Annotated in this window: 14 protein-coding genes; all 14 read left to right on the top strand. The window is 37.9% G+C overall.

Translation table 11 applies throughout. The features are described 5' to 3' along the window. Nucleotides 1–378: 378 nt before the first annotated feature. The 14 genes from rimP (at nt 379) to ACHUFV_RS04910 (ending at nt 13,142) form a co-directional block, all read left to right on the top strand. Nucleotides 379–849, top strand: coding sequence for a ribosome maturation factor RimP (gene rimP, locus ACHUFV_RS04975; protein ID WP_394232493.1), 471 nt, complete (start codon nt 379–381; stop codon nt 847–849). Nucleotides 850–889: 40 nt separating this feature from the next. Beyond that, nucleotides 890–2,074 (top strand): transcription termination factor NusA, encoded by a 1,185-nt coding sequence (nusA, locus tag ACHUFV_RS04970; RefSeq protein ID WP_394232492.1) that lies wholly within the window; start codon nt 890–892, stop codon nt 2,072–2,074. 21 nt (nt 2,075–2,095) lie between these two features. Beyond that, nucleotides 2,096–2,377 carry an RNase P modulator RnpM gene (rnpM, locus tag ACHUFV_RS04965; RefSeq protein ID WP_394232491.1) on the top strand — a complete coding sequence of 94 codons (282 nt, stop codon included), beginning with the start codon at nt 2,096–2,098 and terminating at the stop codon, nt 2,375–2,377. Continuing rightward, a complete protein-coding gene (locus ACHUFV_RS04960; protein ID WP_394232490.1) occupies nt 2,377–2,679 on the top strand; it encodes a YlxQ family RNA-binding protein in 303 nt (100 codons plus the stop codon). Before rnpM ends, ACHUFV_RS04960 begins: the two co-directional genes overlap by 1 nt. A gap of 20 nt (nt 2,680–2,699) precedes the next feature. Next, on the top strand, nt 2,700–4,886 hold the full coding sequence (gene infB, locus ACHUFV_RS04955; RefSeq protein ID WP_394232489.1) for a translation initiation factor IF-2: 2,187 nt from the start codon (nt 2,700–2,702) through the stop codon (nt 4,884–4,886). Next, the gene (locus ACHUFV_RS04950; RefSeq protein WP_394232488.1) at nt 4,886–5,167 is read left to right on the top strand and encodes a DUF503 domain-containing protein; all 282 of its coding nucleotides are present in this window, start codon (nt 4,886–4,888) and stop codon (nt 5,165–5,167) included. The genes infB and ACHUFV_RS04950 overlap by 1 nt, the downstream gene beginning before the upstream one ends. 16 nt (nt 5,168–5,183) lie before the next feature. Beyond that, nucleotides 5,184–5,558, top strand: a complete 375-nt coding sequence (gene rbfA, locus ACHUFV_RS04945; RefSeq protein ID WP_394232487.1) for a 30S ribosome-binding factor RbfA — start codon at nt 5,184–5,186, stop codon at nt 5,556–5,558. 67 nt (nt 5,559–5,625) lie between these two features. Then, nucleotides 5,626–6,543: a tRNA pseudouridine(55) synthase TruB gene (gene truB, locus ACHUFV_RS04940; protein ID WP_394232486.1), complete on the top strand. Its 918-nt coding sequence runs from the start codon at nt 5,626–5,628 to the stop codon at nt 6,541–6,543. Nucleotides 6,544–6,606: 63 nt separating this feature from the next. After that, a complete protein-coding gene (ribF, locus tag ACHUFV_RS04935; RefSeq protein ID WP_394233386.1) occupies nt 6,607–7,548 on the top strand; it encodes a bifunctional riboflavin kinase/FAD synthetase in 942 nt (313 codons plus the stop codon). A gap of 107 nt (nt 7,549–7,655) precedes the next feature. Continuing rightward, complete coding sequence (gene rpsO, locus ACHUFV_RS04930) at nt 7,656–7,925, top strand: 30S ribosomal protein S15 (RefSeq protein ID WP_394232485.1); 270 nt, start codon at nt 7,656–7,658, stop codon at nt 7,923–7,925. Nucleotides 7,926–8,175: 250 nt separating this feature from the next. After that, nucleotides 8,176–10,296: a polyribonucleotide nucleotidyltransferase gene (gene pnp / locus ACHUFV_RS04925; protein ID WP_394232484.1), complete on the top strand. Its 2,121-nt coding sequence runs from the start codon at nt 8,176–8,178 to the stop codon at nt 10,294–10,296. Nucleotides 10,297–10,438: 142 nt separating this feature from the next. Then, complete coding sequence (locus tag ACHUFV_RS04920) at nt 10,439–11,425, top strand: polysaccharide deacetylase family protein (protein WP_394232483.1); 987 nt, start codon at nt 10,439–10,441, stop codon at nt 11,423–11,425. Nucleotides 11,426–11,554: 129 nt separating this feature from the next. After that, nucleotides 11,555–12,790 (top strand): M16 family metallopeptidase, encoded by a 1,236-nt coding sequence (locus ACHUFV_RS04915; RefSeq protein WP_394232482.1) that lies wholly within the window; start codon nt 11,555–11,557, stop codon nt 12,788–12,790. 115 nt (nt 12,791–12,905) lie between these two features. Further along, nucleotides 12,906–13,142 carry a YlmC/YmxH family sporulation protein gene (locus ACHUFV_RS04910; RefSeq protein ID WP_394232481.1) on the top strand — a complete coding sequence of 79 codons (237 nt, stop codon included), beginning with the start codon at nt 12,906–12,908 and terminating at the stop codon, nt 13,140–13,142. The last annotated feature ends 133 nt before the right edge of the window (nt 13,143–13,275 follow it).

Here is a 13,275-nt window from a genome sequence, read left to right as displayed (position 1 = left end):
GGTAATTAAGAGTGGGGAAACCCACTCTTTCGTATTGTCTATACATATCCTGGTGAGTTATTGCTTTTTGAAACGGCCCTGTTTAAACAATACGGTTGATTTTGTAACTCCTGTGCTCCTAAGCTTTCTTCATGCAGTAGGAAGAAAGCATAAGCAATATACAGGAGTTTTCTACATTCATCTTAACTTCATTCAGCAGTATTCCTATTCTTCTATAAGAGGTGGAGGAAGCAAAAAAGCATGAATGAAGTTATACCTCCGGCGGATGCCTCGGATGTTTTAAAAGGTAATTTATCGAGCGAGCTCGATAAAAATCCGGGCGCAAATTCGGCGGGGCGAATTTGATTTTTAGGTGCTTAAGCGCAAAGGAGGGATACCGTGAGCAAAGTGACAGAAACGGTTAGTCAATTAGTCACACCAATATTGGATGATATGGGACTTGAACTTGTTGACATTGAATATGTTAAAGAAGGAAAAGACTGGTTTCTCAGAGTGTATATTGATAAAGAAGCCGGCATTGATATTGAAGAATGTGGATTAGTTAGTGAGAGGTTAAGTGAGAAGCTTGACGAGGTTGATCCAATTGTACACAATTACTTCCTTGAAGTTTCATCACCTGGAGCCGAGCGCCCCCTAAAAAAGGATAAGGATTTTGAAAATGCAATTGGGAAAAACGTTTTTATTAAAACGTATGAGCCAATCGAAGGTGAAAAGCAATTTGAAGGGATATTAACACAATTTGATGGAATAACTGTGACAGTTGAAATCAAAATAAAGACAAGAAAGAAAAATGTGGACATTCCTTATGAAAAGATAGCCCAAGCAAGACTTGCTGTTAGCTTTTCTTAACTAAAAAGGAAGAACTGTAAATTAAGGGGGAACCATTCTCATGAGCAGTGAATTATTAGATGCTCTGTTATTGCTTGAAAAGGAAAAAGGAATTTCTCGTAATGTTATTATGGAAGCGATAGAAGCAGCACTTATTTCAGCCTATCGCCGAAATTTTAATCAGGCACAAAATGTAAGAATAGATATTAATTTAGGTGCTGGGACGATGCGTGTGTTTGCCCGCAAAGAAGTGGTCGATGAAGTATTTGATCCTCGTCTTGAGATTTCACTTGAAGATGCACGTCGAATAAATCCAAATTATCAAATTGAAGATGTAGTAGAGCTTGAGGTTACACCAAAGGATTTTGGACGAATTGCTGCCCAAACAGCGAAGCAGGTCGTAACGCAGCGTGTTCGTGAAGCAGAACGAGGAATTATCTATTCTGAATTTATCGATCGTGAAGAGGATATTATGACAGGGATTGTACAAAGACAAGATCCTAAATTTATTTATGTCAGCCTTGGAAAAATTGAAGCGATTCTGCCTAGCAATGAACAAATGCCGAATGAGAGATACAAGCCGCACGATCGTATTAAAGTATTCTTGACAAAGGTTGAAAAAACAACTAAAGGTCCGCAAATCTATGTTTCTCGCACCCATCCGGGTTTATTAAAGAGATTATTTGAAATAGAAGTACCTGAAATCTATGATGGTACTGTTGAAATTAAATCAGTTGCCCGCGAAGCCGGCGACCGTTCAAAGATTTCTGTTCACTCTGATAATCCTGAAGTAGATGCAGTTGGCTCTTGTGTAGGTCCCAAAGGATCTCGTGTCCAGGCAATTGTCAATGAACTGAAAGGCGAAAAAATTGATATTGTAAAATGGTCGGCCGATCCAGTTGTATTTGTAGCAAATGCGCTAAGTCCTTCCAAAGTGCTTGATGTAATAGTTAATGAAGGAGATAAAGCAACAACGGTTATTGTGCCTGATTATCAACTTTCACTAGCAATTGGAAAACGCGGTCAAAATGCACGGCTTGCTGCAAAATTGACAGGGTGGAAAATTGACATCAAATCGGAAAGTGATGCTCGTGAAGCAGGTATTTTCCCTCGTGAGGAATCATTATTAACATTTGATCATGAAGATGCAGAAGAAGACTTAGATTTTGAACTAAATAATGAACTTGATATTGCTGTAGATGATGATTTCAATTTGGAATCTACTGACTTTGATGAAGAACGATAAAAATTCCAAGGAGGGATGAGGGTGAACAATCGAAAAAAAGTACCTTTACGTAAATGTGTCGTGACTGGTGAAATGAAACCAAAAAAAGAATTAGTTCGAATCGTCCGTTCTAAAGAAGGGGAAGTGTCCGTCGATTTAACGGGGAAAAAATCAGGTCGTGGCGCATACCTTTCCTTGGATAAAGAAACCGTTCTGTCTGCAAAGAAGAAAAATGTGTTATCTAATCATTTACAAGTATCAATTGGTGACTCAATATATGATGAGTTATTACAGCTAATCGAAAAGGAGAATCGATTATCCTAATGAATGGACATCAATGGATATCACTGCTTGGATTAGCCAATCGAGCGCGGAAAATTATTTCAGGAGAAGAATTATCCGTAAAAGAAATTAGAAGCGGTAAAGCAAAGCTCATTCTTTTATCGGCCGATGCTTCTACTAATACAGCGAAAAAAATTACAGATAAATGTAAATCCTACGGAGTTCCTTTAAAAATCATTGAAAACCGAGAAATATTAGGACATGCGATTGGCAAGGATGCGCGTGTTGTGGTGGCATTATTAGATGAGGGATTTGCAAAAAAATTGATAACGCTGCTCGATTAAATATCAGCGGGGGTGAAAGTATGAGTAAAATGCGCGTGTACGAATACGCAAAAAAATTAAATATATCAAGTAAAGAAGTTATTACAAAATTAAAAGACATGAATATAGAGGTTTCTAATCATATGACAACAATCGAGGATGATGCTGTGAAAAAGCTGGATGGTTACTTTCAAAAAAAGGATGACAAAAAGCCTGAGACAACAATGTCGCAAGGAAATGCAAAGCAGCAGTATCAATCTGAAATGGATGACGATCAACATGTTGTAAAGACCAAGGATGTCATAAAATCGACACCTAAAAAGCCTGCTCAAGGTCAAAATACACAAGCAAATCAAAAAGGCGGCTTTAATAAGAATAAAGGTAAAAATAACCAAAATCAGAATAAAAATAAAAACAATCAGAACAAAGGTAAATATCAGCATCAGGGACAGCCGGAGAAGAAGAAGGAAAAGGAACTACCTGCTAAAATTACATTCTCTGAATCTTTAACTGTTGCCGAGCTTGCAAAAAAATTGCATAGAGAACCATCTGAGATCATCAAAAAGCTATTTTTGCTTGGTGTAATGGCAACAATTAATCAAGATTTAGACAAGGATGCCATTGAATTAATTGCTGGTGAATACGGGGTAGAAGTGGAAGAAGAGATTAAGATTGATGCAACAGATCTTGAAGTTTACTTCACAGATGATGCAGAAGCTGAACAAGTTGAAAGACCTTCTGTTGTTACCATCATGGGTCACGTTGACCACGGAAAAACTACCTTGCTTGATTCAATTCGTAATACAAAAGTAACAGCAGGCGAAGCAGGTGGAATCACTCAGCATATCGGTGCCTATCAAGTCGTCGAGAATGGGAAAAAGATTACGTTCTTAGACACACCAGGACATGCTGCTTTTACAACAATGCGTGCTAGAGGTGCAAAAATTACTGACATTACCATTCTTGTTGTCGCTGCAGATGATGGAGTTATGCCACAGACAGTTGAAGCAATTAACCATGCGAAAGCTGCTGAAGTTCCAATTATTGTTGCCGTCAATAAAATCGACAAACCAACAGCAAATCCAGACAGGGTTATGCAGGAATTAACAGAACATGGTCTCGTTCCAGAAGCATGGGGTGGAGATGCTATTTTTGTTCCAATCTCTGCAAAAACAGGTGAAGGAATTGATTCCTTACTCGAAATGATTCTACTCGTAAGTGAAGTGGAAGAATATAAAGCAAATCCAAATCGTAAAGCGGTTGGAACGGTTATCGAAGCTCAATTGGATAAAGGCCGGGGATCTGTTGCAACTTTACTAGTACAAAACGGAACATTAAAAGTTGGAGATCCAATCGTTGTTGGTCATACATTTGGCCGTGTACGTGCGATGGTGAATGATTTAGGACGAAGAGTAAAAGAAGCAGGTCCATCAACACCAGTTGAAATTACCGGATTAAACGAAGTTCCACAAGCAGGAGATCGATTCGTTGTATTTGATGATGAGAAAACAGCCCGCCATGTAGGAGAAGTAAGAGCAGCATCTGCTTTGCAAGCGCAGCGTAGTGAAAAAACAAGAATAAGCCTTGATAACTTATTCGAGCATATGAAGCAGGGCGAAATGAAGGAGCTTAACATCATTATTAAAGCAGATGTTCAAGGCTCTGCCGAAGCACTTGCTGCCTCATTACAAAAAATCGATGTAGAAGGCGTTAATATTAAAATTATTCATACGGCTGTGGGAGCAATTAATGAATCAGATATTTCTCTTGCTGCTGCATCAAATGCGATTGTGATTGGTTTTAATGTCCGTCCTGACAATAATGCAAAACGTGCTGCTGAACAAGAAGATGTGGATATTCGTCTACACCGTATCATTTACAAAGTGATAGATGAAATTGAAGCTGCCATGAAAGGGATGCTTGATCCAGAATTCGAAGAAAAAATTATTGGTCAAGCTGAGATTCGTCAAACCTTTAAAGTATCAAAAGTGGGAACAATTGCCGGAAGCTATGTAACAGACGGTAAAATAACCCGTGACAGCGGTATTCGTTTAATTCGTGATGGCGTTGTTATTTTTGAAGGGGAAATTGATGATCTAAAACGCTTTAAAGATGATGTAAAAGAAGTAAGCCAAGGCTATGAGTGTGGAATCACTATTAAAAATTTCAATGATGTCAAAGAAAATGATGTCATTGAAGCATACATTATGGAAGAAGTGGGACGTTAATGATAGTTGGCTTAGCAGCCTTCGAATGCATTATTTACGATGCTCACTCCTTGAAAGAAAAACGGGCAGTTTTACAGCGAGTGATGACACGGTTAAAGCAAAAGTTTAATGTGTCGGTTGCAGAGGTAGATTTTCAAGATACTTGGCAACGAAGTAAAATCGCTATTGCTGTAGTAGCTTCTGCTCGTGCAGCAGTGGAAGTGGAATTGCAGCATGCCCTTAAGTTTATTGATTCGTTTCCAGAATGGGAACGGACCATCACCGATATAGAATGGCTTTGATAAATGAGGTGAAATGATGAGCGTGAGAGCAAATCGTGTTGGGGAACAAATGAAGAAAGAGCTTGGTGAAATCATTGGGCGTAAAATTAAAGACCCTCGCATTGGTTTTGTTACTGTAACAGATGTACATGTAACTGGTGACCTGCAGCAGGCTACCGTTTATATATCGGTTTTAGGTGACGAAAAGCAACGCGAAAATACGTTAATAGGTCTTGCAAAAGCAAAAGGGTTTATTCGTTCTGAAATTGGACAACGGATTCGTTTGCGTAAAACACCTGAAATCCTGTTTGAATTTGATGAATCAATTGATTATGGGCATCGAATTGATACTTTGCTGCATCAAATTCATGATGAGGAAAAAGCAAACGAACAAAATGAAAATGAGCAATAATGATTTAAAAAATGGATAGACACTCGTCTATCCATTTTTTTCAGAATAAAGAAAGGACATTGAAATAATGGAAGGAATCATACCTCTTTATAAGCCTAAGGGCCTGACATCACATGATTGTGTTTTTAAATTAAGAAAAATTCTGCATATGAAAAGAATAGGTCATACAGGGACCCTCGACCCGGATGTTACAGGAGTACTGCCGATTTGTATCGGCAGAGCTACAAAAGTTGCTGAATACATAACGGATGCAGGTAAAGCATATGAAGGAGAAGTAACAATTGGATTCTCAACGTCTACTGAGGATGCATCCGGGGAAATAATTGAAAGAAAAGTAATTGATCGCGATATTGACAGAAGTGAAATCCTAAAAGTATTAAATGATCTAACAGGCTCGATTAAACAAACACCTCCTATGTATTCCGCCGTAAAAGTCAATGGGAAAAAACTGTATGAATATGCTAGACAAGGAATAGAGGTTGAGCGTCCGACTAGAGCTGTTACCATTTACTCTATTGATCTCCTCGATGACCGCAAGTATTTTAGTGGAGAGCAAATTTCGTTTCGCTTTCGAGTGTCATGCAGTAAAGGCACATATATACGTACGCTTGCAGTGATGATTGGGGAAGCTCTGGGTTATCCTGCACATATGTCAGATTTAAGCAGAATTCAATCAGCGGCATTTTCTCTTACAGATTGTTTTACATTTGAAGAGATTGAAGCAAAAATGACAGATGGGACAATCGAAGATATTTTATATCCAATTGAGGCAGCATTATCCCATTTGCCCAAATATATGATTAGTGATAAAATAGCGGAGAAAGTCAAAAATGGAGCTGTTTTACCTATCCCTGATACATGCAAGCACGAAAAAGATCCAATTGTGGTTGAAACAGAAGCCGGTAAGGCATTAGCCATTTATATTCATCATCCGGAAAAACCAGGATTGATGAAACCATCAAAAGTGCTAAGATCCATAGAGTAAGCATGCTTTATAGAAAAGGTGAGACAGAACGTGGAAATATATTATCTAGATCATCCGCATCATATGAAACAAGAAGATATTCCGCCATTAGTTATGGCTTTAGGTTTTTTTGATGGTGTGCACCTTGGACATCAAAAAGTAATTTCTGCTGCCAAAAAAGAAGCTGACAAAAAGGGATTTAAAAGTGCTGTTATGTCTTTTAATCCTCATCCCTCTGTGGTTCTGGGGAGAAGTGTACAGCATGTTAAATATATCACTCCACTTGAAGAAAAAATCAGGTTAATTCGAAATCTAGGAATTGATTACTTTTTTGTTGTTCGATTTACTGAAGAATTTGCTAATTTATTACCACAGGAATATGTTGATCGTTATTTGATAGATTTAAACGTCAAACATGTTGTTGCTGGTTTTGACTATACATATGGACGATTGGGAAAGGGAACAATGGAAACATTAACCTTTCATTCAAGAGAAAAATTTACATTTTCAGTCATTGATAAACTGCAATTTGGTGAGCAAAAGATAAGCTCAACTGCTGTCAGAGCCTGCATTTTAGAAGGGGAAATGGACGAACTTCCCCCTTTTCTCGGTCGTTTTTATCAGACTAATGGCAAAGTCATACATGGGGAAAAAAGAGGCAGGACAATAGGGTTCCCCACTGCAAATGTAGCTATTCACGATGATTATCTCCTACCGCCGACAGGTGTATACGCTGTAAAGTTAACAATTGCTAAAGATAACGAGACATTCCAGGGTGTTTGCAATGTTGGCTATAAACCAACCTTTCATAAGGATAAGGCAGACAAACCTTCTATTGAAGTGTTTATTTTGGACTTCAACCGTGAAATATATGATGAATTGGTAACGATTGAATGGCATCGCAGGCTTCGAAGTGAACAAAAGTTTTCAGGAATTGATGGACTTATTGCACAAATTGAAAAGGATAAGGCAGAGACTGTTGATTACTTTGAAAAATACGGGACAGACACTTGCATTTTATCGTAAAAAGATGTATTCTTATTAACGTATCAAATTGAACCTTTGCTTGGCAAAGCGACTCACCAACGTTTGCTCAGTAATAGGGGATTTGAAAATTTAGGAGGTGAAGCAGGATGGCAATCACTCAAGAACGCAAAAACGAACTTATTAATGAGTACAAAGTACACGAGACTGATACTGGATCTCCAGAAGTTCAAATCGCTGTCCTTACAGAATCAATTAATAACTTGAATGATCATTTACGTACACACAAAAAAGATCATCACTCACGTCGTGGTCTTTTGAAAATGGTTGGTAAGCGTCGTAATTTATTAACTTACCTACGTAATAAAGATGTTCAACGTTACCGTGAACTAATCAATAAACTTGGTTTACGTAGATAGTCAATGAAAAGCGGGAATTTTCCCGCTTTTTTATTAGCAAAAAAACATATACCATTTTTTGGTTATTGTTGCGTTGGTTTTCGAAATGTATCTTTACGAAAGCTTAATTTTTAATAAAAGTGTACATAATAGTAATAGCTATTTTTTTAACATAAGAAAACTGCTTTATATATATAGAATCAGTATGTGCGGATCGAATATGTTTCGCTATACCTCTAATGTATTACAGGTAGAGAGGAGTAATAAATGAATGGGACAAGATAAGCATGTATATTCAATAGATTGGGCTGGCCGTAAATTATCAGTTGAAATTGGACAGCTAGCAAAACAGGCCAATGGTGCTGTATTAGTTCGTTATGGTGATTCAGTTGTTTTAAGTACTGCAACCGCTTCAAGAGAACCAAAAAGCGTTGACTTTTTCCCACTGACTGTAAATTACGAGGAACGTTTGTATGCAGTTGGTAAAATTCCAGGCGGTTTTATTAAAAGAGAGGGACGTCCGAGTGAACGGGCTATTCTAGCTAGTCGTTTAATCGATAGACCCATTCGACCATTATTTGCAGATGGTTTCCGTAATGAGGTTCAAGTTGTTAGTATGGTAATGAGCGTGGATCAGGATTGTTCGACTGAAATGGCCGCTATGTTTGGATCTTCACTGGCATTAAGCGTTTCTGATATTCCATTTAAAGGACCGATTGCGGGTGTAACAGTTGGAAGGATTGATGGTCAGTTTATCATCAACCCAACTGTTAAACAAGAAGAACAAAGTGATATCCATTTAATTGTTGCTGGAACAAAGGATGCTATTAATATGGTTGAAGCTGGTGCAGATGAAGTACCAGAAGAAATCATGCTGGAAGCCATTATGTTTGGGCATGAGGAAATTAAGCGCTTAATTGCTTTCCAGGAGACCATTGTAGCTGAAATTGGAAAAGAGAAACTCGAGGTTGTTCTGTTTGAACTTGATTCAGCTTTAGAATCAGAAATTCGTGAGCTTTGTGAAACGGAAATGATTCAAGCAATTCAAGTCCAAGAGAAGCATGCTCGTGAAGAAGCGATTAAAAAGGTCAAAGAGCAAGTAATGAGTAAATATGAAGAAAAAGAAGCGGATGAAGATACCCTAAAGCAAGTTAAACAAATTTTAGATAAGCTTGTTAAGGGAGAGGTTCGCCGCCTTATTACTGAAGATAAAATACGTCCTGATGGCCGTGGCGTTGACGAAATTCGTCCGTTAGCTTCTGAAGTTAACATCTTACCTCGGACACATGGATCAGGCTTATTTACACGTGGACAAACGCAGGCATTAAGCATCTGTACCCTTGGTGCCTTAGGTGATGTTCAAATATTAGATGGTTTGGGACTAGAAGAAGAAAAACGTTTTATGCACCATTATAACTTCCCTAATTTTAGTGTTGGGGAAACTGGTCCAATGAGAGGTCCTGGCCGACGCGAAATCGGACATGGAGCACTTGGAGAAAGAGCGTTAGTAGCAGTTATTCCGGATGAAAAGGAATTTCCATATACAGTCCGTCTAGTGTCAGAAGTATTGGAATCAAACGGATCAACTTCTCAAGCAAGTATCTGTGCAAGTACACTGGCCATGATGGATGCAGGCGTACCAATTAAGGCACCTGTAGCCGGTATTGCCATGGGATTAGTGAAATCTGGTGAACATTATACTATATTAACTGATATTCAAGGAATGGAAGATCACCTTGGAGATATGGATTTTAAAGTTGCCGGCACAGCTAAAGGCGTTACAGCATTACAAATGGATATTAAAATTGAAGGACTTTCTCGAGAAATATTGGAAGAGGCTTTGCAGCAGGCCAAAAAAGGGCGTATGCAAATTTTAGACTCCATGATGACAGCGATTGATAAACCAAGAGAGCAATTGTCTAAATTTGCTCCTAAAATCCTTACAATGTCAATTAATCCTGATAAAATTCGTGATGTTATTGGACCAAGCGGTAAACAAATTAATAAGATTATCGAAGAAACAGGTGTAAAAATTGATATTGAGCAGGATGGAACAGTATTCATTTCTTCTGTTGATGAGGAAATGAACCAAAAGGCCAAGCACATCATTGAAGATATTGTTCGTGAAGTTGTCGCTGGGCAGCTGTATCTTGGTAAAGTCAAGAGAATTGAGAAGTTCGGTGCATTTGTCGAAATATTCCAAGGTAAAGATGGTCTTGTACACATTTCTGAATTAGCAGAGGAACGCGTTGGAAAAGTGGAAGATGTCGTGAAAATTGGAGACGAAATGCTTGTAAAAGTTCTTGAAATTGATAAGCAAGGACGGGTGAATCTGTCTCGTAAGGCTGTCTTAAAGGAACAGCGTGAGCATGAAGAAAGTGCTCAGAAATAATTAGAATAAATATTCGTCTTTCGCAAATAAACAGTCAGAGTACTCTGGCTGTTTATTTTTGTTAAGCATTACCTCCCATGATTCCATTTTACGTTCTACCTTGTCCTTCTTTTTCATAATTTATATAGAGGAGGCAGGTTCAATGAAAAAAATGATGATTTTTGGAGTTATTTTCGTGATGGCTTTTATTATGGTAAGTAATCCATATACGACTCAATTTATAAGTGAAAAAAGGGATCATTCTCTTGCAGTGAGTAAGTCAAAGGATTCTCTTTATCATGAAATAGAAATGAATAGCGAGAAATATGAGCTTCCTGCAAGTGATGCAAAAATAGATCCAATCTGGAAAGCAATACCTGGGTATAATGGTTTAAAAGTGGACGTCGATGCATCTTACAGAAAAATGAAAGAGGGCGGAGAATTCTCGGAAGAAAAACTCCAATTTAAACAAGTAAAACCCAATGTCCATCTTGAAGATCTGCCGGCAGCTCCGATTTATAAAGGACATCCGGAAAAACCGATGGTAAGTTTTATCATCAATGTTGCATGGGGAAATGAATATTTAATGGATATGTTAGCGACATTGAAAAAACATCATATACACGCTACTTTTTTCCTTGAAGGCAGATGGGTCCAAACAAATCCTGAACTTGCCAAAATGATCACGGATGCAGGGCATGAGGTAGGGAATCACTCTTTTACGCATCCAGATTTAAAAGTAAGTTCATCAGCGAAAATTCGTCAGGAATTAGAAAAAACAAACGAAGTGATCAAAGCAACAACAGGAGTTAATCCGGTTTGGTTTGCACCTCCAAGCGGAAGCTTTCGTGATGAGGTGATATCAATTGCTGCACAGGAGCAGATGGGTACCATTATGTGGAGTGTTGATACAGTTGATTGGAAAAAGCCCTCTCCTGATGTATTAATCAATAGAGTGATGAGCAAGGTACATAATGGAGCCATTATTCTTATGCATCCCACATCGTCAACAGCACAGTCTTTAGACAGATTAATTACAGGGATTAAAGAAAAGGATTTACAAATCAATACGATTACGGAGTTATTAAAAGAAGAAAGACCTGATGATTCCTATCCAGAGAAAAAGGTAAAAGAATTAGATAATAATTAAGTTATTTTTGCCTAAAAGTCAAGTTTTTGGAAAAAATAACGTTATTAGTATATACTTACTTGGCATAGAAGAATTTTATTGTGAATGATATGAATAAAGCAACTGAGGTATAGAACAGGAGGAGTTTACTTGATAAAGAAATATACATGTCAAAATGGCGTTAGAGTTGTTTTAGAAAATATTCCAACCGTACGGTCTGTAGCAATCGGTGTTTGGATCGGTACAGGCTCTCGTAATGAGACTCCTGCTAATAATGGAATTTCACACTTTTTAGAGCATATGTTCTTTAAGGGGACAAAAACAAGGACTGCACGGGAGATTGCAGAGTCCTTTGATAGTATCGGCGGTCAAGTAAATGCGTTTACGTCAAAGGAATATACTTGTTATTACGCAAAGGTTCTTGATAACCATGCGCAGTTTGCATTAGAAGTATTAGCAGATATGTTCTTTAATTCTACCTTTGTGGAAGAAGAATTGGTTAAAGAAAAAAATGTGGTATATGAAGAAATTAAAATGTATGAAGATACACCAGATGACATTGTCCATGATTTGCTTAGTAAAGCGATTTACGAGGATCATTCTCTCGGCTATCCAATCCTGGGTACGGAAGAAACGTTATCAACCTTTACCAGTGATACGTTAAAAGATTATGTACATAATATGTATACACCTGAACATGTTGTGATTTCGATAGCGGGAAATATTTCTGATTCCTTTATTAAAGAAGTTGAGGCGTTATTTGGCTCCTATGAAGGTGGAAAACGCGAAATAGAGACAACAGTACCTGTGTTTCATATGAATCGTGTAGCTCGTAAGAAAGAAACAGAGCAGGCCCATCTTTGTCTTGGCTTTGAAGGACTCCAAGTCGGACATGATGACATCTATAGTCTTATTTCTCTCAATAATATTCTGGGCGGTAGTATGAGCAGCCGTTTATTCCAGGATGTAAGGGAACAGAGAGGGCTTGCTTATTCTGTTTTCTCTTATCATTCTGCCTTTGAGGACACAGGAATTGTAACCATTTATGGAGGTACCGGTGCAAAACAGCTTGACCTTTTGTTTGAAACGGTCCAGGAAACACTTTCTGTATTAAAAAGAGACGGTATCACGGAAAAAGAATTGACAAATAGTAAAGAGCAGTTAAAAGGGAGCTTAATGCTGAGTCTTGAAAGTACAAACAGCCGAATGAGCCGTAATGGTAAAAATGAGCTGCTTCTTGGACTCCACCGTTCACTTGATGAGATTGTGGAACAAATTGATTCAGTAACGAAAGAAGATGTGGATACAATGGCTAATCGAGTGTTTACTGATCAATTCTCTGTTTCATTAATAAGTCCTTCTGGTGAACTGCCAAAAGGGATTTAACAAGAATGAACTAAAAAAACGTAATCCAAAGTTTTCTCCAAAAAATAAAGTCTAAATGGACCAAACTGTCAGTATGAATATAGGGAGGTCACTTGTTTAGATGGAGGGAGAGAAATTGAGATTAAGTGAATTAAGCGGGAAAGAAATAGTGGATGTGAATCGTGCAGAACGATTAGGTGTTCTTGGACAGACTGATCTAGAAATTAATGTGCAGAGTGGACAAATAGAAGCACTGCTTATTCCAACATTAAAATGGTTTGGAATGAAAAAACAGGGTGGAGAGATCCGTGTTGAATGGGAACAGATTAAGAAAATTGGCAATGATATGATGATTATTGATATGCAAAAATAAAAAAGATAAAAAAAGGTGGCTCTCCTGAGTCACCTTTTTTTGTCTTTTTTAATTAAATAGATTAATGCCTAGTGTAAAAATAGGAATCAGGATTGATTAACTTAAGACAAATCTCCATTGGCGTCACCGATTA

It is taken from the genome of Niallia oryzisoli, from assembly GCF_043641075.1.
Taxonomy (GTDB): domain Bacteria; phylum Bacillota; class Bacilli; order Bacillales; family Cytobacillaceae; genus Bacillus_BD; species Bacillus_BD oryzisoli_A.
The sequence above is the reverse complement of the archived record's forward strand: the minus strand, read 5'-3'. Positions and strand labels throughout refer to the sequence as shown.

Coding starts and splice junctions, on each gene's coding strand:
- pnp (WP_394232484.1), top strand. CDS start 8,176: ATGGGACAAGATAAGCATGTATATTCAATAGATTGGGCTGGCCGTAAA.
- ACHUFV_RS04950 (WP_394232488.1), top strand. CDS start 4,886: ATGATAGTTGGCTTAGCAGCCTTCGAATGCATTATTTACGATGCTCAC.
- infB (WP_394232489.1), top strand. CDS start 2,700: ATGAGTAAAATGCGCGTGTACGAATACGCAAAAAAATTAAATATATCA.
- ribF (WP_394233386.1), top strand. CDS start 6,607: ATGAAACAAGAAGATATTCCGCCATTAGTTATGGCTTTAGGTTTTTTT.
- ACHUFV_RS04960 (WP_394232490.1), top strand. CDS start 2,377: ATGAATGGACATCAATGGATATCACTGCTTGGATTAGCCAATCGAGCG.
- truB (WP_394232486.1), top strand. CDS start 5,626: ATGGAAGGAATCATACCTCTTTATAAGCCTAAGGGCCTGACATCACAT.
- nusA (WP_394232492.1), top strand. CDS start 890: ATGAGCAGTGAATTATTAGATGCTCTGTTATTGCTTGAAAAGGAAAAA.
- rbfA (WP_394232487.1), top strand. CDS start 5,184: ATGAGCGTGAGAGCAAATCGTGTTGGGGAACAAATGAAGAAAGAGCTT.
- rpsO (WP_394232485.1), top strand. CDS start 7,656: ATGGCAATCACTCAAGAACGCAAAAACGAACTTATTAATGAGTACAAA.
- ACHUFV_RS04920 (WP_394232483.1), top strand. CDS start 10,439: ATGAAAAAAATGATGATTTTTGGAGTTATTTTCGTGATGGCTTTTATT.